The organism is Marinomonas sp. ABL3_031 (assembly GCF_056161265.1).
Window position 1 is genome coordinate 262,937 of record NZ_JBSWYU010000002.1, and the last position, 20,557, is coordinate 283,493.

The following is a 20,557-nucleotide window of genomic DNA, read 5'->3' on the forward strand; positions in this document are numbered from 1 at the left end:
AGCTAGCTGTGTGAAGACATCAAGCCGTAGTGGCAAATCTCACAGGTTGGTAGAGCTTGTGTCTTAAGCAGTTGATTAGTATGACCACAGGCCATACAAGTGTATTCACCTGCTGGCACTTGCGTACCGGCCACATGGCACTCCTCTAATGGCACTGGATTGTTGTTCACATGATTGATCAACCACAGCAAAGCGGCATCTTCTTTTTCATCCAGTTCATCCACCCATTCCTGACCACCGTCTAACACCAGATGCCAGTTAGCATCAATCCAAGCTTCGGTATAACCCATTTTATCGTGCCAGTAAGCCTGCATCAGTGCGACGTCTTCCAGCAACCAATCCTTTGCCCCTTGTAAGGTTTTGCGGGCTTCTTCAACTAAGTTCAAATCTGAATCGTGGTTTTGCAGATCTTTTTTCATAGAATTCATCACTCCTTCTCTATGCACCTTCTAATTAGAGTCCCATCTCTATAAAATAGCGAATATTTTCAGACTCTGTTGGCCTTAGCTCCCCTATTTTGAGTTAGGTCGGTATAATGCTGAGTTTTCGAATGACTGTTCATATTAAACTGTCCATATTAAAGAGAAAACAGGTCTCATGACCTGATGTCGATCACGGGAATTAAATACATCATGCAAGAGCAATATAACCCGCAGCACATTGAACAAGCTGCACAATCTTTTTGGGACGAAAACAAAGTCTTCAAAGCCGTCGCCGATTCCAATAAAGAGAAATTCTACTGCCTCTCCATGTTCCCATACCCAAGCGGTCGACTGCACATGGGCCACGTACGCAACTACACCATTGGCGATGTCATCTCTCGCTACCAACGCATGCAAGGCAAAAACGTATTGCAACCTATGGGTTGGGACGCTTTCGGCATGCCAGCGGAAAACGCGGCAATCAAAAACAAAACCGCGCCAGCCAAATGGACCACGGAAAACATCGAATACATGAAAGGCCAGCTAAAGCAGCTTGGCTTTGGTTACGACTGGGATCGTGAAATCGCCACCTGTAAACCAGAGTACTACAAGTGGGAACAATGGTTCTTCACTCAGTTGGTTGAAAAAGGCTTGGCATACAAGAAAACTTCTGCAGTGAACTGGGATCCTGTCGACCAAACGGTTCTAGCGAATGAGCAAGTCATTGATGGTTGTGGTTGGCGTTCTGGTGCCCCTGTTGTGCGCAAAGAAATCCCACAATGGTTCATTAAGATTACCGATTACGCTGAAGAATTATTAGACGACCTAGACAAATTAGACGGTTGGCCAGAAAAAGTAAAAGCCATGCAGCGTAACTGGATTGGCCGCTCAGAAGGGTTGGAATTCAGTTTTGCCATCGCTGGTAAAGACGAGCGTGTTTCCGTTTACACCACACGTCCTGACACCATCATGGGCGTGACTTACATGGCGGTTGCCACGCAGCACCCATTGTCTTTGGAAGCCGCACAAAACAACGCAGAATTGGCCGCTTTCATCGACGAAAGCAAACAAATGTCGACCACCGAAGCGGATATGGCAACGGTTGAGAAGAAAGGCATGGACACTGGCTTTAAAGCCATTCATCCAATCACTGGGGACGAAATCCCTGTGTACGCTGCTAACTTCGTGTTGATGGATTACGGCTCAGGTGCCGTTATGTCTGTACCGGCACACGATCAACGTGACTTTGAATTTGCTGAAAAATACGGTCTGCCGATCAAGCAAGTCATCCAAGCCAATGGCGATGAATTGATTGACCTAAGCAAACAGGCGTACACGGAAAAAGGCATTCTATGCAATTCAGGTGAGTTCGATGGCATGGACTTCCAAGCGGCCTTCAACGCAGTATGCGAATGGATGACCGCCAAAGGCATTGGTGAGAAGAAAATTAATTACCGACTACGTGACTGGGGTGTCAGCCGTCAGCGTTACTGGGGTGCGCCAATTCCAACCCTTAACCTTGCGGATGGTAAGGTAGTACCAACACCACAAGACCAACTTCCTGTGATATTGCCTACGGATGTGGTGATGGACGGTGTGAATTCACCGATCAAAAACAACCCAGACTTCTCAGCGACTACTTACCAAGGTGTGGCCGCCGAACGCGAGACCGACACCTTTGATACCTTCATGGAGTCTTCTTGGTACTTTGCCCGTTACTGCTGCCCAGACGCGGATGATGCCATGTTGACGGAAGAAGCCAATTACTGGCTACCGGTTGACCAGTACATTGGTGGTGTTGAGCACGCTATCTTGCACTTATTATACTCTCGCTTCTTCCATAAGTTGTTGCGTGATGCTGGCTTGGTGACGTCCGATGAGCCGTTCAAACGCCTATTGACACAAGGCATGGTGAATAAAGATGGCACCAAGATGTCGAAGTCAAAAGGCAACACGGTCGATCCTCAAGAAATGATCGAGAAATACGGTGCCGATACGGTGCGTTTGTTCATCATGTTCACGGCGCCACCAGAGCAGTCGCTTGAGTGGAACGATGCGGGTGTAGACGGCGCCTCACGTTTCTTACGTCGTTTGTGGGCCTTGTCTTACCGTCATGTAAATGCGGGTACAGCAGGCAAGTTGGACGTTGCAGCGTTGAATGGTGCGCAAAAAGCCTTGCGTCGTAAAACTCACGAAACCATTCAGAAAGTGACAGACGATATCGAACGACGCCAAACATTTAACACCGCCATTGCTGCCGTAATGGAATTGTGTAATGAAGTCAGCAAGTTTGAAGACACCTCTGAACTTGGTCTAGCGGTTGAACGTGAAGCCTTAGAAAGTGCTACTTTGTTGTTATCGCCAATCGTACCGCATATTGCTCACCAACTTTGGTCTGAGCTAGGTCATTCTGACAATGTAGTAGACGCGCCTTGGCCGGTACTAGACGAAGCCGCCTTGGTTAAAGATGAGCTGAGCATTGTGGTTCAGGTGTTGGGCAAAAAGCGTGCGGAATTAACCGTATCGGCCAGTGCCGATAACAAAACCATTGAAGCAGAAGCCTTGGCTCACCCGAATGTGACTAAATTCCTTGAAGGAAAAACCGTTCGTAAAGTCATTGTGGTACCAGGTCGCCTAGTTAACATTGTCGCTAACTAAGCCGCTGCTGTATAAATGATAAATAGGGATAACAATAGTCATCCCTATTTACCTCGTACCTTATTCACTTTTAAGAGATCACGGATATGACGATTCATTTGCCCAAAGCGACACGCCTGTTGTTATTTGCAGTTCTGAGCATCAGCTTGGTGGCCTGTGGTTTTCATTTAAAAGGCACAGTGCAAATTCCACAACGCCTCAAGATAATGACCCTGTCTTCGCAAAGCGGCTCGGCTGAATTTGATCGCGCCTTACGACTGACCTTAAGTAAAGCGGGTGTGCTCATAGTGGATAGAGCCAATGCTTCTGCCGATACCTTAGAACTGAAGGTAAACCGACTCTCTTCATCGGATACGGTATTAGCCCGTAATAACTCAAATGATGTCTCTCAAGTTGAACGTCGTCTTACTGGCGTGTATTTTGTACGTCAAGCTGATGGCAAATCCTTATATGGACCACGTAACATTAGCACCAATAAGACGTTAGTGAATCAAGATGCCGAAGAAAGCGCTAAGCTTTCTTACAACCAAACTCAAATGCAATCCATGTATGAAGACTTAGCTAAGCAATTACTATACGATCTAGGCTACGTGCCTCTCTAGTAATCGAGTTATGAAAGTCCGTGCCGATCAATTAACCAGTCAGCTCAGCAACAGCCTAGCCCCCATTTATATTGTGTCTGGCGACGAAGTCTTGCTGTGCCAAGAAGCCGCCGACAGTATTCGTCAAGCTGCGCAACAATATCAGATTGAAGAACGCTTACGCTTTATCGCCGATGCTCAATTTGATTGGCAAGACGTAATCAACGAAAACCAAAGCTTATCTTTGTTTTCTTCACGCCGTTTGTTCGACATTCAGATCGATAAGATGGCAGAAAAACACAGCAAAGCCTTAGCACAATTAGGTCAATCATTAAGCGAAGACAACATCATCTTATTGACCTTACCGAAACTGGACGCCAGAACGCAAAAAGCGAAGTGGTTTAGTCAGTTGGAATCCCAAGGGGTGTTTGTGCAAATCTGGCCAATTGATGCCAACCGCTTACCAGCTTGGGTCCAACAAAGAGCGCAATCACTGGATCTGTCTCTTACCCGAGACGCAGCTGCCATCATTTGTGAACGCGGTGAAGGCAACTTGCTGGCCCTCTCCCAAGAGCTTGAAAAGTTGGTCTTAATGCACGGCGCGGGCAGCAAGATTGACGCAGAAAAAGCACTGGAATCTGTGGTCGACAGCAGTCGTTATTCGATTTACGATTTAAGCGATCGTTTGTTAATGGGCAAAACCAAAGAAGCCTTACATTGTCTGCATCAGCTGCTGGGTGAAGGCGTCGAAACCAATATCATTTTGTGGCTGGTTAACCGCGAAACACAAACTCTAGTGAACCTCTTGGCGGCCACGCAAAATGCCAGTTTACGTCAAGCTTGCCAAGCACAAAAAATCTGGGACAAACGCATTCCTTTTTACGAAAACGCCCTGTCTCGACACAATCAGGTTACCTTGCCTTATATGCAAAACTATTTGGCCTTGATGGACAAAAGTGTCAAAGGCATTGAAGGGCCCGATCTGGAAATTGGTCTTAGAAACCTCGTTATGATGTTTTGTGGTTACAAGCCCACCATGACAGAACTGGATTTACCAGCCTCTTTCTAATCTAACGAATTTTTTCATAGCAACAGCTCCGCTCATGACTTCCTTTATTCTATTAGCCTGCTATTATGCCCAACTCAATTATTTAATCCTTACAGGCTACCATGATCGACACGGAATCCACTCAACCCATTCATATTGAACAACTGGATGTTTGGACAACACCCTTATTTGTGTCGCAGCTTGCGGATCATGAGTTTTTAAAAGACGCCTTATTGGAACGTGTCTATGCGCAGCAGAGCCAACAACAAGAAGCCATAGAAAGTGGTGTGGCACCCACTGCCAAACACGCACTGCATGAAAGCACATTGGATTTTCTTGACCAAGACGACGCCACTATCATGGAAACCAAACGTCAGCTTGAAGAGCTGATTCTTGAGGTAGCCAGCAATCTCAATCAAGCGCACTGGCCTGATGATGCTCATCCGGAAGCACACATTATTGAGTCTTGGTATCATGTTACACAACAAGGGGGCTACCATGATGCCCACTCTCATCCAAACTGTTCTTGGTGTGGCATCTACTACCTAGAACCTGGCGATGCGAGTCAAGCCGATGCCGGGGGGGTGAATCGTTTCTATGACCCTCGTGTTAACGCAGAACATTATGCGGATCCAGGGACCGCCTATTTGGGGGGACAAGGTGTGTGGGATTTCACTCCGGTAGAAGGCCAAATCATTCTGTTTCCTTCCTATCTTAAGCACGCTGCTTTGCCCTATTTTGGTCAAAAAGATCGTGTAGTCATTGCCTTTAACAGTATTATTGAGCTGTATTAAAAATACAGCTAATTTACTGATTATCAATAAAATACCTTTTAGTTTTGCTACGACGATTCACAAGTGACGGCATTTTGTAGTAATTTAACAAAGTGCCATTCACCATTGTGGGGAGAGTTATGCATTATCCGTTTGATCAACTCAGCGGCAGCGAGCGCTATCATCTGATCACACAAACCGTTATTCCTAGGCCCATCGCTTGGATCATGAGTAAAAATGACAATGCGACCTTTAACCTCGCGCCCTTCTCTTATTTCACCTCACTGTCTTCCGATCCTGCTTTATTGATCGTATCGATTGGTAATAAAAACCCTGAGAATATGAAAGACACCAAGCGTAATTTACTGCGTGAGAAGGAATGCGTTTTGCATATTGCTGATGGTGATTTGGTCAATGCGGTGAACGACAGTGCCGCTACTTTGGCCTATGGCGAATCAGAAGTGAATCAAAGTGATTTACAGCTGACCGAGTTCGTTGACCAATTACCGCGCATTAAGCAAGCTAAAGTGGCCTTTCATTGTCGTTTGTTTGACGTGCATCACTTTGCAGATACCTCTTTTGAAGCTGTGTACTTAGAAATACTCAACCTATATCTTGATGATAATTTAATTCATACACAAGGCGAGCGTACTTACGTAGACAGTAAAAAATTGAACCCTTTAGCACGCTTGGGCGGTAATGATTACGCTCTGCTCGGCGACACCATGACAATTAAACGTCCTGATTAGGGCAATACTGATTTGAGGTAATAATAATGGACGTGACGAAACATCTAACCGCTTTTCCATTTATGGCCAATCTGGATGGCGAACTTCACGATGAACTGGCCAAACTGGCCAATATCAAAGTGATGAAGGCAGGAGAAGTGCTTGCCAAACAGTTCGACATTGGACAGAACATTTATTTTCTTTTATCGGGTGAAGTCGCTATTTCGGTACCACTACAAGATACGGGAAAATCTTACAATGTCGGCGCCATTAGCAACAAGTTGTCGCCAGTTGGCTGGTCTGCATTCCGCCATCCATCTCGCTACGCCACCACTTTTACCGCCACCAAATCCACTAAATTGCTGGTTTGGCCTTTAGTGAGATTACAACAACTCTTGGACAGCAACTTGCTGTTTGCCAATCAGTTTTTGCAGTTTGTGTATCAGGAATCCTTACCTGTATTAACCAATATCCAAAACCAAACTCGTCCTTTCTTCTCTAACGAAACCTTAGCTTTTGAAGAAACTCGACCATTGATTCACCCTGAAACCCAAACACATGCTTTAAAAGAGGCGATCGATCTACTCAGCTACGCGCCCTTTTGTGAAACCTTCACTCAGACAGAAATTCATGCTTTAGCGAAAAAATCCTCTATTATTTTGGCGCATCAGGGGGACATTTTATGTCAGCAAGACCAACCATCTGATGGTTTGTATTTCTTAATCAAGGGCAAAGTGGTGGTCAGTTATCAAACCGACGCTGGCGACATCATTACCACACGATCCATTTCTCGTGCAGGCACTGTTCTCTCGTGGTCAACACCCAATACCAGCTTAAAGAACCGTACGTCTATCATTTCTTCTCGTGACAGTAGCATCCTTTACATCAAACAAGACGACCTGCTCGCCCTGTTTGCCGATAGCCATAAGTTTTCGGTGAAATACATGTACCGTTTAATTTGGTTAATTGGTACACATTTATTGGCCGCTCGCATGCGTTACTTATCGCAAATTGCCAATGACGAAGTGTTAGCCGTTAGCAATGTCATAGAACAAAATGCCGCTTTGCTGCCTGTCAGTTCACCTTTATATAAGGTTAGTGAACTGCTAAAAAGCGCTATCACCACGGACGAAGCCTTTGGTATTTTGTATAAGTGTCTGCACTTTGGCAGTGTATTAGAACGCACTATATCCGGCATGTGTTTGGACATATTGAAAGATTTACAGCGTGAAAATGCGTTTTATCGTTTGTTGCAAACCACGTACGATGTCATTAACGGCTTACCTAAAGACACACCGGCACTGGACGCGCGTCGCTTCGGTACTGAGTATTTCAAGCAAGCTTTCCAGCATGTGCCTTATGTGATCAAAGGGTTGGAAAACTTACCGAAACGAGCCGGTTCCATTTTCATTTATAACCATTTACTGGGCTCCCCAACCAACCGCTTACCAAATGGTTTCCGCTTCTCAATAGACGCACAATTCATTGGCTCTATGGTGATAGACAACGAGTACGGTATTTCTGGCCAGCGTGTGGTTCGGCGCAGTAAAGGCAGTGAGTTTTGGCGTGATGATTTTTATGAAAAATTCGGCAATATCTTCATCAGCAGTTGGAGTGGCTTAACCCGCGACACGCCTGAATATGAGACCTTTATTGCCGCCTCCCAAGAAACCCTGAAGCTGAATTTTCCTTTGATGATTTCACCAGAAGGTCAAAGCTTCCATACGACGCAATCGCCGGGGGCTTTCTTACCTCACGCTTTTGAAATCGCAGGCTCCATGGAGGAAGACGAACCTTGGATTGTTCCCATCGCCGTAGCGAACTTTGATAAGCGCGCAGACCACAATATTTATACCGTGGTCGTGAAGCCGGCATTCAAACTGTCCAGCCGAGTGGATTACAAAGACAAAGCAGCGCTGGATGCATTCTTGGTTGAGTATCAACAAGAGTACAAAGGTTATGTTGCTGAAGCCATTGAGCTATCGAAAGAAATTCGCCAATACCCTATTTTCAGTGGTAAGAGTGGTTATCGCTCCAATGTACTGAACTTGAATCAGATCGATTTGGAATTTGAGTCAGATGTACGTCAGCTGGAATTCCATTTATCTCACCAAGAATATAAAGAGCAACCAGTCGCCTTTTATGGCTCTTCTACTATGCGCCTGTGGGACAAATTTGGAGAGCATTTCCGCGATAAGGATGGCATCAACTTAGGTTTTGGTGGCGCAACACTGGAAGCCTGTGTGTATTACTTTGAGCGTATAGTGTTGCCTCACAAACCTCGCTCATTGGTCATTTACGCTGGCGACAACGACATAGGCAACCATTGTGATAGCAATCGTGTGGTGGAACTCTATATTGAATTGCTGCAAAAAGTGGATCGTTACATGGCTGGCACACCCGTTACCCTGATTAGCATAAAATGCAGTCCGACTCGTCAGCATTTACGTGATGTGGTGGAACAAACCAACTTACAGATTGAACGTTTGGCGCAAACCCGACCCAACACGCAATATGTCGATTTATTCTCAACTTTGCAGGACAAAAATGGCGCTATAAAAGACAGCTTATTTGAAGGTGATCGTCTGCATTTAACACCAAAAGCCTATGCTTTATGGACGAAAAAACTGCTTGAAACGGCGGATTTTATTTTCTGACGATACTGTTCTCAGTGTTAACGGAATACATTGCTGGCTTGGCAAGCTTTTTATTCCGTTAACCGAGATGTTTTGATGACGTGGGTTAAAAAATACCGGTCACGACTTTTGCCCCCAATAGAATCAACAAGCTTCCCATTCCCCTGTCTACCCACACATTATGACGCTTTAACCAAGCCAACACAGGGCCACCCGCCAACAATAAGGAAACAATGACGTACCAAACACTGTCAATAAAGACCACGGTGGACCATAACTGCAACTTGATGGAACTGGTCATATCATGAGGAATCACTTGGCTAAACAAGGCCAAAAAAAATAACGCGGCTTTGGGGTTCATCAAAGCAATCAATAAGCCATCTCGAGCCGCCTCAAAATAAGATGTGGAAGTCGCCTCTACTGTGTCATTTTGCGATCCCCCCGCATAACGCCAAGCCTTGATGCCTAACCAAGCAAGATACAATCCGCCCAACAAGGTTAGAATGGAAAAAGCTTGCTGGTATTGCTGCATTAATACCGCCAAACCTTGTAAAGTAAGAAACGCCCAGAAACCAATTCCCAAACCATGAGTGATGGCAGCCAAAGCACCATGCCAAGCGGATTGTGAAACGGAAATGCGTAATATGACCGCCAAACTTGGGCCCGGTGACAAAGCCCCCATGACACAAATCACCACCAAAGATAACCAGCTCGTTAAATCCATCTATGCAACCCTAAGCCCTTGTTCGCCGTCGTTGTTATTGTCTGTTGTCGCGCCACATTCTAACCAAATCCCTCCCAAAAAACGACGCACAATAAATTTTTCCCCATGTATTGACCTTTATTCGAAAACACGTCAGGATGAAAATACGTATCACTGATTATGTTTTTTAAATTATGAACCTAACTGTCTTGAATAAACGCAACGGCGATAAACGTAAGGCTAAAAAGCTTTGCGGTGCTGACGTGCGTATTTAAGATTTATTATTACCCGGCAGCATTCTCGCTGACGGTCCTTTCCCCGCTTTTCGAGCAAGAACTTTCAGCAGAATCTAGCCGGCACAAACGAGGCTAAAGTATGTTTCAAGGTGCAGTTACCGCTTTAATTACCCCATTTCGTGATGGCCAACTGGACGAAAACGCGTTACGCAAGATAGTGCGTTGGCAAATAGATCATGGCATAGATGGTTTGGTGCCAGTGGGCACCACGGGTGAATCCCCAACATTAAGCGAAGCGGAGCACAAGCGCGTGATTGAAATCACCGTAGCGGAAACCAACAAAGCGGTTCCGGTTTTAGCTGGCGCTGGATCCAATAACCCAGTGGAAGCGGTGACCTATTCTGAATACGCTAAGCAAGCGGGTGCCGATGCCACCCTGCAGGTAGCAGGTTATTATAATCGTCCCAATCAAGCAGGGCTTTATCAGCATTTTAAATACGTTCACGATAACAGCAGCTTGCCTATCATCTTATACAATATTCCACCGCGCTCTATCGTCGGAATTGATGTCGACACTATGGCAAAATTGGCGGAATTACCACGTATTATAGGCGTAAAAGATGCGACAGGGGATTTAACTCGACCCATTCGTGAGCGCGCGGTCATTCACAAAGACTTCTGTTACCTAAGCGGTGATGATGTCACCAGTGTGGCCTACAACATAGGTGGTGGTCATGGTTGTATCTCAGTCACTGCTAACGTGGCCCCTAAACACGTGGTTGAACTACACCAGCTATGTCGCCAAGGCAATTATGTGGCGGCTGCGGCGTTACAAGACAAGCTGTTCTCATTACATGCCGCGCTTTTCCTAGAGCCCAATCCAGCTGGGGCGAAATACGCTATGTCTTTGTTAGGTTTGTGTACTGAGGAATGTCGTTTGCCGATTGTTGCACTGCAAGACAGCAGCAAAGCAAAAATCCAACAAGCCATGACGGATTTAGGCTTGATATAACACTGTTAATAACCTTACCAAACGAACAACGCCTGCATGCGGCAGGCGTTGTTCAGGTCTTTCAAGTACAGATAGAAAGTTATTCTTGAACGTCCATGTATTTGTTTGCCCAAATACGATTTTCTTCTAAGGTCGAGTAACGAGTCGACAGTTCAGACGCGTTCAATTTACCTTCGGCGATACCACGCTGTTCACGCAAACAATCGTAAGTCGCTTTAATCGCAGCAAAGTAAGCCGCATGACCGTTTACCACAATGCGCACACCGTTTGCCGCCAAGCGATCAGAATCCGCCAACTCAGGATTACCGTAGGCAACCAACATCACAGGAATGGTAATGTGTTGAGTAATGTCTTCTAGATGATCGAAATCACGAATGCCTACCATGCAAATGCCATCCACCCCAACCGCTTGATACGCTTTGACACGCTCAATGGTTTGTTCTGTGGTCAATTGACCGGCATTAGTACGAGCAATAATGCTCATGGCTGGATCAATTCGCGCCTCCAAAGCCGCTTTTAATTTGCCTACCGCTTCTTCAAGCGGAATCAAATCCGTTGATTTATGGCCGTATTTAGCGGGTAACAAGGTATCCTCAATGGTCAAAGCCGCCACCCCAGCGCGCTCCAACTCAACAATGGTGCGGATAACATTCAAGGCATTACCGTAACCATGATCGGCATCAGCAATGATTGGCAAACGTGCCACACGACCAATTCGCGTTGCTTGTTCCGTAAATTCACTTAAGGTAATCAAGGCAAAATCAGGCGCCGCTAACACTTGAAGAGAAGCGACCGAACCGCCCAATATACCTACTTCAAAACCTAAGTCTTCTGCGATACGGGCTGACATGGGATCAAAAGTTGATGCCGTGTAATAACATTTACCACTTTGAAGAAGCTTACGAAAATCGTTTCGCAAATCGTGCTGCGAAGGTGTTGCCATGCGTGATCCTCCTGATAAAACTTGATTCACCTGATGAAATGGTGCGCATTATATCCTGCTTATGCGTTTGCTTCACCCGAAACCAACCATATGGTTAGGTTTTGAAAGTAAATTACTACCTAATTGCACATATAATTAGATTATGGTCAGTTTTTCACCCACTCTGGAGTGACAGCTTAAGCCGCTAGAGCTAATATAATCCCCCAGCATACCTCATGCAACCAACGCTATTTTTCTAATTTTGATAATAATAAGGTTCTGAATAATGAACGCTTGGTATCTTATCTGCTTTTTATCGGCATTAGCGATCTTAATCGCTTTCACCAATCAGTATGTGTTAAAAATGCAAACCACCATCGCCATCACTACTGGCTCTGTTGTTATATCACTACTATTGATCCTCGCCGTGAAGATGTTGGGAGATCAGACTGCCCTCTTCATTACTCAGGTGGTTTCTGGTATCGATTTTAATCAGTTGTTACTTAAGGGAATGCTCGGCTTTTTACTCTTTGCTGGCGCCTTGGAAATTGATTTAACGGCACTGCGTAAACAACGCTGGGAAATCACCATCTTGGTTTTATTCTCCACGATAGTATCCACTTTAATTGTCGGTTATCTCAGCTTTTATGTCTTTGGCTGGCTGGGATTCCCTGTACCTTTAATCTACTGCCTTTTATTCGGCGCCCTTATCAGCCCAACCGATCCGATTGCCGTATTGGCGATCATTAAACAAATGAGTGCACCACAAGGGATTTCCATTCAAGTCGAAGGGGAATCTTTATTTAATGATGGTGTTGGCTTAGTGATTTTTACCACCATTTTTGCTGTGGCTTTTTACGGCACAGAGCCCCACTTCATTGATGTTGCCGAGTTATTCCTAGTCGATGCCATTGGTGGCATTGTGTTTGGTTTAGTCATCGCCCTGGTAGGTCACTTTGTCATCATTAACTGTAAAGACATTAATATTCGCTTGTTGGTCACTTTAACCATCCCTTCAGCGGGTTTTGCCTTAGCCAATATTTGGGAAATTTCTGGCGCACTCGCCATGGTGACCAGTGGTATTCTGCTAGGCAACATTACACGGCAAAAAGCCATTAAACGTCGCGGTCCTGATGGTACTCGTTACGTAAAAGATTTTTGGCACGCCACTGACAGTTTCTTAAATGCATTGCTTTTCTTGATTATTGGTATGTTGATTGTCACCATGCCTTTTTCATGGGAAGTCATTGGCCTAGGAGTGGTGATGGTGCCAGTGGTGTTATTGGCACGCTTTATCAGCGTCGGCAGCCCGTATCTGGTGTTCAAACGTTTCCGTCAATATGACGAGCACTCCGTGAAAATTTTAACTTGGGGCGGCCTGCGAGGTGGTCTTGCCCTAGCCATGGCAGCGGCCATTCCATCAGAACAAATCATGATAGATGACTATGATTTACACGATTTAATTGTAATAGTGACCTATGTTGTGGTGATTTTCTCCATCATAGTACAAGGCTTGACCATTTCGCCTTTGATTCGAAAAAGTATCGCAGCAGCCCAGCAAAAAAATGCGGCATGACCTAATAAAAAAGGCTCTTTAGGCCTTTTTTATGGTGAAAAAACTCATCAAATAGTAGATCTTAGAATTTTCGATGAAGAGTAAAGTATGACATTCAATCCCTATGCACAGCATAGATGATATCGTTTTTGTAGTAGCCCAAAAGCTCACGAATACTCATTAAGGTGATCTGGGAATTATAATAGTCTGGCTGTGTGGCATTGTTATTCCTTAGGTCTTTGCGCACGCCTCGTTTGCCATCATATGCATGGGTACTGCTGCGTACTTCTACCTGATTCTCCACCACGGCAACGACCTTTAGGGTACCGTATTTGTATATTGGATCTTCATTCTCAAAAATTTTCGATAAGTCCACCGCATAGACATCATTAACCTTTGGGGTTTCCAAGTAGGCTAAGGTTTGTGTTTCCATTTCTTGTTGAAAATAATCGTATCCAAGGAAAAGACAAGGAACGATCACTGCCCATACTTCAATGGGCAAGTATAAAAAAGTGTGTGCCGGCGCCGTGACTTTTTTGCCCGTTTTGCGGTCCATTTGCCAAAGTTTATCGCGTAAGTTCATCCATAAGCCTAAACCAGCAACCACAATAGCCACAGCAACGAGAGAAAAGACCTGCACCCAACGATTGGCGTTGTAGAAGCCCTCCCCCATTGCCCAATCCACCAATAGTTGGACGTCGACAAAAGCCGCCAAGAAAATGACTGGGGCGAGCCAACCAAATCCTTTCCAAATGGTTAACATGGCAGGTTCCTTTAATGACAGGTTGAACTAGGGAAGTTACGAACAAGTTCACTGACTACGGCAACGTGCTCCTGCGTTGCTCTAATCCCCTACATCCATATAGGGTCAGCGAGTGGACCTTTTCACACCTGCCTATTATTAAATTTTAATTTCAAAGCAATTACAAGTAAGTGACATAAGGCAAAATGCCATCTTGATTAGTTATCAAAACTCTCTAAAATCGCCTCATATTCAAACATAGACTGGAAAATTTATGACTGACATCACTATTTTAGATGGCGGCATGGGCCGTGAACTTGAGCGTCTTGGTGCGCCTTTCAAACAACCTGAATGGTCTGCTCTGGCGCTTATGGAAGCCCCTGAAGTGGTCAAAGCAGTGCATCAATCCTTTATCAATAGCGGCTCTCAAGTCATTACCACCAACAGTTATTCCTTAGTGCCCTTCCATATCGGCGAAACCGTTTTTAAGCAACGAGTACGTGAACTCACTCGCTTGTCTGGTGAATTGGCTCGCCAAGCTGCTGATGAAGCCGAATACAAAGTAGCGGTTGCCGCTTCGGTTGCCCCCTTATTCGGTTCTTACCGAGCCGATTTGTACCAAGCTGAGCGTGTTACGGAAATTGCCACACCGATTATTGAAGAGCTGACCCCATTCGGTGATCTCTGGTTATTGGAAACCCAATCTTTAATCGACGAAGCCAGTCGTGTGATTGAGCTGATCAGAAAAATCGACCAACAACGTAAGCCAATTTGGGTATCCTTTACATTGGAAGATGCAGAACCCACCAGTGAACCCTTGTTACGCTCTGGAGAAACCGTGGTTGAGGCGGTAAAAGCCATGCAGGCTTTAAAGGTAAACGCCATCTTGTTTAACTGTAGCCAACCTGAAATTATTGGTGAAGCCATTGCATTAACAAAGCAAACGCTTGATCAATTAGGCACAGACGCAATCCAGATTGGCGCTTATGCGAATGCTTTCCCGCCAACACCAAAAGACGCTACTGCCAACGATGGCCTGGACGAATTAAGAGACGATCTGACGCCACCTGCTTACCTAGAATGGGTGAAACAATGGCAGAGCCAAGGAGCAAGTTTGATTGGTGGATGTTGTGGTATTGGTCCAGAGCACATCCAAGCCATTAAAGATGACCTAACATAAGCAACGTTAATTTGCTTCATGACAAGATAGGCTACTAGAAAAAATAACCTTCTAGTAGCCTTCTAACCCTCTAGTAACCCTCTAACCCTCTTCCTTGTTCAAGTCGATAGCAATTTGCTCAGCCATGGGATCAATCACTTTTTGTAGCCAATTTTTGGCCAAGGTTTGTGTCAAAGGCCCATAACCATCTGCACGCAAAGCATCCGATACATCAAATACTTGTGTCCGAATGATCTTGCCTTGTGCCGATATAAACTGCCAACGCCCCGTAATCTGCACCTTACCTTGTAAATCTGCATAAAAGCGATCTACCTCAATGTTCAATTGCGCTATGGCATAACTGGGTAAACGCTGACGAGCGAACCATGACACCTGCGGTAAAGCTTCCTCAAAACGTTGCTGAGTCAAGCGAGTCAGCTGCGGGGCCAAAGGCTCGGCCCACAAATGACTTTGTGATCTGTGCACGCTACCAGTATTAGTAACCAACACAATCTCATTTCCGCTTAAATAGTTCGCCACCACGACAGGCATCATCTGCACTTGTACCCTTGGGGTCTGTTTTGCTTCGATTGACTGATCCATTTGATCAATCAAGAGATATTCATAACTGGGCGGTGTTTGACTGGCGCAAGCTGTTAATAGGCTCGTCATCACACCATATAACCATACTCTTACTCGCATACAAGCTCTTACCTTATGTTATTGCGCGGCTTTAGGCTGCACGTCAATTCTGGGTTTACTGTCAAAGATCAAGCGATTTGGGTTTTCTCTTAACTGGCGTAAAAGTGGCTGTAATTCATTCAAGGCCCTGTCTAGAGAGACCAAATTTTGTCGCAATGGTTGACCTATTAATCCGTCTGCTTGATAGCTTTCTAACGTCAAACTGAGTTCACGAATGGCTGCCGAAACATCACCAGGAATTTGCTGGGTTTCCGATTTATCTAATAAGTGCCTCACACTGTCACTCATCCCTTGTAGGGCCTGCAATGTGGAGTCTACTTCAGCCATGGTATTAGCTAAATTTTCAAAGGTCTCTCGTAATGGTATTTGCGCGACATTATCCAATAGGGCTGCCACCTTTGCTTCCATATTGGCAAAAGAGCCTGGTGTGGTAGGAAAAATTTTGTGGCCCTCAAACTCTCGCCACGTGACAGTAGAAGCTTGGTCGGTGAAATCCAGGCTAATCACTTTGGCGGCATTTAGGTAGTTTCCTATCACCAAAGACGCACGCAACCCCTTGTCAATACTTTCTTCAATGAGCTGATTCCATTGCTGTAATGACTTCTCTTGTGAAGCCCCTGGGGCATTCAAGCGCTGAGGTTCAATGCGTGCCCGTACTGGAATAACAGGAATGTCCATGGCGGTTAAGGTATCCATAGAAATGCCTTGATATGGCACATCCAATACGGTTCCTATGCGCACACCACGAAACTCCACCGCTGCCCCTGGGTACAAACCGCTCACATTAGCATCAAACAAAAATACATAATCGATAAACTGGTCATAGGCATTATTGATAGCACTTTCTTGCGATGCAAAAAGAGTAAATTCAGTCATATCCGAAACCGCCTGTCCGGGACGTTCACCATTAGGCAAAGCAAAAGAAATGCCTCCCGACAAGAAGGTTTCTATAGAATCTAAACTGACCTCAAAGCCACTGGCGGAACTTTTAAAGGAAACGCCGGGAGTGACCCAGAATTGCACCGCAGAATTCACCAAAGCATCGTAAGGCGAACGTATTAGCACTTGATATAGAATGGCGTTTTGCTCAGCATTAAAATCCACTTGTTCCACATATCCCACCTCGTAACCGCGAAAATGCACAGGCACACCCACATCCAACTTTGCGCCTTGATGACTGATTAAATTCAATCTAATGCCTTCACTTTCTGTGGACAAGGGCGGTTGCTCTAGAATCGTAAATTGAGTTTGTAAATCACCACTCTCGCCCGGCGCCATATCAATGTAGGCACCAGACAGTAAAGTCCCCAGTCCACTTACCCCTTCTTTGCCGATACGAGGCTTAACAACCCAAAATTGAGCATCTTGTCTAAGCATTTGATCTGTGCCTTGATTCATCCGCACTTGAATAATAGCGTACTCATAATCTTCACTAAGACGAATATCAATTACTCGACCAACGTCCACATTACGAGATTTGAGCTTGGTTTTACCCACTTCTAATCCTTCTGCATTGACCGCAATTAGGGTAATAACAGGCCCTTGACTTGACCAGTTCTGATACAACATCCACGCCGCCACCAATAAGGCAACCAAGGGTACCAACCAAATAGAATTAAAGCGCACCTTACGCATGTTCTCGACCGGACTTTGTTCATCACTCACACTAGGCTTCCTCTTGCAAGCTATTATCCTGCCTATCTCTGTCCCACAGTAAACGCGGGTCAAAGGACATGGCAGCCAACATGGTTAATACAATCACCGCGGTAAATGACAAGACAGCAGGGCCTGGATAAATGGCCATCAAATTGCCCATTTGCACCATACTAGTCAACACCGCAACCACAAACACATCTATCATGGACCAACGTCCCACCAATTCCGTTAATCTGTACAATTTCATTTTTTGCTCGGTTTGATGTCGACTGGGAAAATAGCATTGCCAAATCAACCAACTCAATGCTGCAATTTTCGCTAAGGGAATGACCACACTGGCAAACAAAATAATCAAAGCCACAGGATAGGAGCCCAATGACCAAAGCAGAAACACACCTCCCATAATACTGGATGGCTCTGTACTGCCCAAGAATGTGGTTTGCATAATAGGAAATACGTTAGCAGGTATATACATCACAAGAGCGGCAATGAGTAACGCCAATGTGGTCGATAAACTTCTCGGACGACGACTGTGAACAGAGTGACCACAACGCCCACAATGATGAACTTCTTTGCTTAGGACAGCACCACAAAAATGACAACCAATCAGTCCTTCCAAGCGCGCAATACCAGCTTGCACAGAATGATGGTATGCCGGCCCCGCTACTTTGAACCAAAGCCAGCGCTTATCGACTAATGTAATGGTTTTGAGCAGCAGAAGCACATAGCCACAAAATGCCCAAAAAGAGAGTTCTAAGCGGATATCTGCAAGACTGTTGACCTTCACCAAAGCCACCAAAATACCAACCAGATAAACGTCTACCATTAACCAAGGTTGAACCACTTGCAACCAACGCACACAATATTGTTGAGCACTTTTTAGCACTGTCGGATGCTGAAAACTCCATACGAGAAATAATACCGAACACAAATACACCAGGGGAAACACAAATAAGGCCAAACTGATGGTGGCACCAAGTATTAAATAGCCTTGGCTCAACAATACCGTCAAGGTGTCCATCAAGGTCACGCTTCTTTCAACACCATTGGTCGCAAAGCTGAGAAAAGGAAAACTGATGGCTAACGTCAACATCAACAAACAAGAAAAGCCGTATGAAAGAATGCGTCTTGATGCATGAGCATGCACACTAACCAAAATATGCCCACAATGAGAACAACGTAAGCGTTCGCCTGGCTGCAACTCAGGCACAGGATTCACCTGATCGCATTGCTCACAAACGGTTAGAGGCTCAATAAACACCTGATGACGCATAACGGAAATGTATCCCCATCAAAAAAACGAAAAAGGGGTATCAAACACGACCCCCTTCCCTTAATGCAAGCTATCAAAGATATAATTTGTTGCTAACTCATTCTTATTATGAACAAGATCACTCTAGTCCAGTGCCTCCAATTGCGCAAAACTAGCTGGTAAGATTTTTTTAACAACTGGTGCGGTCAAAAAGATGTAAACCTTACCTAAGCGATTCTTAACATGCGCAACAGTCGTCACATAAAGCTTGAGCGAGTCCCCTTCCGGTTGCAAAAACAAGGACAATTTAATGTCTAAGTGCTTATCTTTATTCTCCAGAATCACTTCCTTTTCATCATTATGAAACACGTAAAAAATACCGACTCTGTCTCCAATTAAATAATCACATGCTTGCTTTGCTACTATGACATCACTAAATAAACCAACACTTTTTAGTCCGATTAAGGTCGCCAGACGGTTGCGAATCATCATAAATCGATCGATCCAACTGGGCGTCTTGTTAACCATTTCCAACCACACTTGCATCGCGGTCTGACCTTTGTTGGCGGTATAATGGATAAAATTATCGGCAAAATATGCGCCTTCTAAGTGCTGCTTTATTCTCGCTGAACTTGGTATATCATCCATCCTATTTCATCCCTAAAATTATTGATCAAATCGGCAGATAAAACATTTCATTACTTTTCATCTTAGCCAATCATCGCCCCAAGCGCTTTAGCAATCTATAATAAACATCCAATTTTTGGCAACTATAATGTGGGTAAGTAACCTTGTATGCGACTCGGTAATCGTGACACGATCAAATGGCGAGAGGCTTGCCAGTAAACCGATAACAAAAGCAGAGTCGCTCCCATGACAACACCAGTAAAGGCGATATTTGTCTCAATACTTCCAAAGCTGCCAAACAAAACCTGCAAAGCGTAGATGACGTATAACAAAGACGACACCATAAAAGCACGCCTGTCTACTGTGATGGAAATGAGTGTCATCAGCAAATACAAGATAACAATCACCATCATATTGCCAATACTGTCTTGCCCACTCAAAATACCCAACCCATTAAACACAGGATGAATAATAAGCGGGGCTGATAACAGGTGCAGCCAGAAAGCCACATCAGACTTACGACTAATACGTTGCCTATCTTGAGCATCCCAATACATGGCAAACACAAAACACAATACACCGCAGACAAAACAAACCATCATTAAGACTCGAAAGTTGTCGGGCAATATTGTCAGCAGTACGAACGCTGCCAATAACAAGCCAGCAGCCGTTGCCACGGCAATGGTCATAGGCACTTTGAAGCGGCGCCAATGAACATAAGCGGCCAGCAAAGCACAGGCCGTCCCCACAATTTCGGCGGTGTTATCCACGAACAAATGCTGACAAAAGACAAAAACGCCCCCCACAAAAGCCAGCAGCAAAAAGATGGCTGGCAGGGCCATATTACGTTGGCGGACAAAGATTTCACTCAACCACCAAGATAAGCCGACAAACAACACACAACTGATGATGGGCGACATACTATTCAGCACCCATGCGGAAGAAAACAACAATAGCGCACAAGCAATCACCACAAAGATGTCATTGAAACCATTGATCAAACGGAAGTTTTCTTCATCGACCAAAGATTCGTGTCGCGAAGAAGACATGAGCTGACGAAAGTCGTCAACAGATTGTTGAGAGAAAACCCCTTTTTGTATCGCGACGTTAAGATCTTCATCCGTATACATAACACGCCCTACCAT

The 20,557-nt window shown here is 45.0% G+C and carries 18 protein-coding genes; 9 read left to right on the forward strand and 9 right to left on the reverse strand.

Going from position 1 to position 20,557, the window contains the following annotated elements; all coding sequences use genetic code 11:
- Window positions 1-2: 2 nt before the first annotated feature.
- Window positions 3-419 carry a zinc ribbon-containing protein gene (locus ACXAH2_RS03695; protein WP_475076790.1) on the reverse strand — a complete coding sequence of 139 codons (417 nt, stop codon included), beginning with the start codon at window positions 417-419 and terminating at the stop codon, window positions 3-5.
- A gap of 213 nt (window positions 420-632) precedes the next feature.
- On the opposite strand from ACXAH2_RS03695, the gene leuS reads away from it, so the two are divergent.
- The 6 genes from leuS to ACXAH2_RS03725 all read left to right on the forward strand — a co-directional run bounded on the left by leuS (window position 633) and on the right by ACXAH2_RS03725 (window position 8,867).
- Window positions 633-3,080, forward strand: a complete 2,448-nt coding sequence (leuS, locus tag ACXAH2_RS03700) for a leucine--tRNA ligase (RefSeq protein ID WP_475076963.1) — start codon at window positions 633-635, stop codon at window positions 3,078-3,080.
- Window positions 3,081-3,166: 86 nt separating this feature from the next.
- Window positions 3,167-3,682: an LPS-assembly lipoprotein LptE gene (locus tag ACXAH2_RS03705; RefSeq protein ID WP_475076791.1), complete on the forward strand. Its 516-nt coding sequence runs from the start codon at window positions 3,167-3,169 to the stop codon at window positions 3,680-3,682.
- A gap of 10 nt (window positions 3,683-3,692) precedes the next feature.
- Window positions 3,693-4,730 (forward strand): DNA polymerase III subunit delta, encoded by a 1,038-nt coding sequence (gene holA, locus ACXAH2_RS03710; RefSeq protein ID WP_475076792.1) that lies wholly within the window; start codon window positions 3,693-3,695, stop codon window positions 4,728-4,730.
- Window positions 4,731-4,831: 101 nt separating this feature from the next.
- On the forward strand, window positions 4,832-5,503 hold the full coding sequence (locus tag ACXAH2_RS03715) for a TIGR02466 family protein (RefSeq protein WP_475076794.1): 672 nt from the start codon (window positions 4,832-4,834) through the stop codon (window positions 5,501-5,503).
- Window positions 5,504-5,622: 119 nt separating this feature from the next.
- On the forward strand, window positions 5,623-6,231 hold the full coding sequence (locus tag ACXAH2_RS03720; RefSeq protein WP_475076795.1) for a flavin reductase family protein: 609 nt from the start codon (window positions 5,623-5,625) through the stop codon (window positions 6,229-6,231).
- A gap of 26 nt (window positions 6,232-6,257) precedes the next feature.
- Window positions 6,258-8,867: a cyclic nucleotide-binding domain-containing protein gene (locus tag ACXAH2_RS03725; protein WP_475076796.1), complete on the forward strand. Its 2,610-nt coding sequence runs from the start codon at window positions 6,258-6,260 to the stop codon at window positions 8,865-8,867.
- Window positions 8,868-8,952: 85 nt separating this feature from the next.
- Here the strand turns inward: ACXAH2_RS03725 and ACXAH2_RS03730 are convergent, their stop codons facing one another.
- Window positions 8,953-9,570 (reverse strand): LysE family translocator, encoded by a 618-nt coding sequence (locus ACXAH2_RS03730; protein ID WP_475076798.1) that lies wholly within the window; start codon window positions 9,568-9,570, stop codon window positions 8,953-8,955.
- A 354-nt stretch (window positions 9,571-9,924) separates the two neighbouring features.
- Here ACXAH2_RS03730 and dapA point away from each other — a divergent pair, with 354 nt between their 5' ends.
- Complete coding sequence (gene dapA, locus ACXAH2_RS03735; RefSeq protein ID WP_475076800.1) at window positions 9,925-10,797, forward strand: 4-hydroxy-tetrahydrodipicolinate synthase; 873 nt, start codon at window positions 9,925-9,927, stop codon at window positions 10,795-10,797.
- 79 nt (window positions 10,798-10,876) lie between these two features.
- Here dapA and ACXAH2_RS03740 read toward each other — a convergent pair whose 3' ends face one another.
- On the reverse strand, window positions 10,877-11,740 hold the full coding sequence (locus ACXAH2_RS03740) for an isocitrate lyase/PEP mutase family protein (protein WP_475076801.1): 864 nt from the start codon (window positions 11,738-11,740) through the stop codon (window positions 10,877-10,879).
- Between the two features lie 265 nt (window positions 11,741-12,005).
- On the opposite strand from ACXAH2_RS03740, the gene ACXAH2_RS03745 reads away from it, so the two are divergent.
- A complete protein-coding gene (locus ACXAH2_RS03745; RefSeq protein WP_475076803.1) occupies window positions 12,006-13,295 on the forward strand; it encodes a cation:proton antiporter in 1,290 nt (429 codons plus the stop codon).
- A 94-nt stretch (window positions 13,296-13,389) separates the two neighbouring features.
- On the opposite strand, the gene ACXAH2_RS03750 is transcribed toward ACXAH2_RS03745, so the two are convergent.
- The gene (locus ACXAH2_RS03750; RefSeq protein WP_475076804.1) at window positions 13,390-14,037 is read right to left on the reverse strand and encodes a hypothetical protein; all 648 of its coding nucleotides are present in this window, start codon (window positions 14,035-14,037) and stop codon (window positions 13,390-13,392) included.
- A gap of 253 nt (window positions 14,038-14,290) precedes the next feature.
- Here ACXAH2_RS03750 and ACXAH2_RS03755 point away from each other — a divergent pair, with 253 nt between their 5' ends.
- A complete protein-coding gene (locus ACXAH2_RS03755; RefSeq protein WP_475076806.1) occupies window positions 14,291-15,196 on the forward strand; it encodes a homocysteine S-methyltransferase family protein in 906 nt (301 codons plus the stop codon).
- Between the two features lie 81 nt (window positions 15,197-15,277).
- Here ACXAH2_RS03755 and ACXAH2_RS03760 read toward each other — a convergent pair whose 3' ends face one another.
- From ACXAH2_RS03760 to ACXAH2_RS03780, 5 genes are all read right to left on the reverse strand, one after another.
- Window positions 15,278-15,877 carry a PqiC family protein gene (locus ACXAH2_RS03760; RefSeq protein ID WP_475076807.1) on the reverse strand — a complete coding sequence of 200 codons (600 nt, stop codon included), beginning with the start codon at window positions 15,875-15,877 and terminating at the stop codon, window positions 15,278-15,280.
- A gap of 18 nt (window positions 15,878-15,895) precedes the next feature.
- Window positions 15,896-17,542 carry an intermembrane transport protein PqiB gene (gene pqiB, locus ACXAH2_RS03765; RefSeq protein WP_475076809.1) on the reverse strand — a complete coding sequence of 549 codons (1,647 nt, stop codon included), beginning with the start codon at window positions 17,540-17,542 and terminating at the stop codon, window positions 15,896-15,898.
- A 1-nt stretch (window position 17,543) separates the two neighbouring features.
- Window positions 17,544-18,806: a PqiA/YebS family transporter subunit gene (locus tag ACXAH2_RS03770; RefSeq protein WP_475076810.1), complete on the reverse strand. Its 1,263-nt coding sequence runs from the start codon at window positions 18,804-18,806 to the stop codon at window positions 17,544-17,546.
- Window positions 18,807-18,929: 123 nt separating this feature from the next.
- Window positions 18,930-19,433, reverse strand: coding sequence for a DUF2867 domain-containing protein (locus tag ACXAH2_RS03775; RefSeq protein ID WP_475076811.1), 504 nt, complete (start codon window positions 19,431-19,433; stop codon window positions 18,930-18,932).
- Window positions 19,434-19,555: 122 nt separating this feature from the next.
- A complete protein-coding gene (locus ACXAH2_RS03780) occupies window positions 19,556-20,542 on the reverse strand; it encodes a hypothetical protein (RefSeq protein ID WP_475076813.1) in 987 nt (328 codons plus the stop codon).
- Window positions 20,543-20,557: the final 15 nt, after the last annotated feature.

Excerpts from the sequence above, each read along its gene's own strand:
- ACXAH2_RS03695 (WP_475076790.1), bottom strand. The coding sequence starts at position 419 with ATGAAAAAAGATCTGCAAAACCACGATTCAGATTTGAACTTAGTTGAA.
- leuS (WP_475076963.1), top strand. The coding sequence starts at position 633 with ATGCAAGAGCAATATAACCCGCAGCACATTGAACAAGCTGCACAATCT.
- ACXAH2_RS03705 (WP_475076791.1), top strand. The coding sequence starts at position 3,167 with ATGACGATTCATTTGCCCAAAGCGACACGCCTGTTGTTATTTGCAGTT.
- holA (WP_475076792.1), top strand. The coding sequence starts at position 3,693 with ATGAAAGTCCGTGCCGATCAATTAACCAGTCAGCTCAGCAACAGCCTA.
- ACXAH2_RS03715 (WP_475076794.1), top strand. The coding sequence starts at position 4,832 with ATGATCGACACGGAATCCACTCAACCCATTCATATTGAACAACTGGAT.
- ACXAH2_RS03720 (WP_475076795.1), top strand. The coding sequence starts at position 5,623 with ATGCATTATCCGTTTGATCAACTCAGCGGCAGCGAGCGCTATCATCTG.
- ACXAH2_RS03725 (WP_475076796.1), top strand. The coding sequence starts at position 6,258 with ATGGACGTGACGAAACATCTAACCGCTTTTCCATTTATGGCCAATCTG.
- ACXAH2_RS03730 (WP_475076798.1), bottom strand. The coding sequence starts at position 9,570 with ATGGATTTAACGAGCTGGTTATCTTTGGTGGTGATTTGTGTCATGGGG.
- dapA (WP_475076800.1), top strand. The coding sequence starts at position 9,925 with ATGTTTCAAGGTGCAGTTACCGCTTTAATTACCCCATTTCGTGATGGC.
- ACXAH2_RS03740 (WP_475076801.1), bottom strand. The coding sequence starts at position 11,740 with ATGGCAACACCTTCGCAGCACGATTTGCGAAACGATTTTCGTAAGCTT.
- ACXAH2_RS03745 (WP_475076803.1), top strand. The coding sequence starts at position 12,006 with ATGAACGCTTGGTATCTTATCTGCTTTTTATCGGCATTAGCGATCTTA.
- ACXAH2_RS03750 (WP_475076804.1), bottom strand. The coding sequence starts at position 14,037 with ATGTTAACCATTTGGAAAGGATTTGGTTGGCTCGCCCCAGTCATTTTC.
- ACXAH2_RS03755 (WP_475076806.1), top strand. The coding sequence starts at position 14,291 with ATGACTGACATCACTATTTTAGATGGCGGCATGGGCCGTGAACTTGAG.
- ACXAH2_RS03760 (WP_475076807.1), bottom strand. The coding sequence starts at position 15,877 with ATGCGAGTAAGAGTATGGTTATATGGTGTGATGACGAGCCTATTAACA.
- ACXAH2_RS03770 (WP_475076810.1), bottom strand. The coding sequence starts at position 18,806 with ATGCGTCATCAGGTGTTTATTGAGCCTCTAACCGTTTGTGAGCAATGC.
- ACXAH2_RS03775 (WP_475076811.1), bottom strand. The coding sequence starts at position 19,433 with ATGGATGATATACCAAGTTCAGCGAGAATAAAGCAGCACTTAGAAGGC.
- ACXAH2_RS03780 (WP_475076813.1), bottom strand. The coding sequence starts at position 20,542 with ATGTATACGGATGAAGATCTTAACGTCGCGATACAAAAAGGGGTTTTC.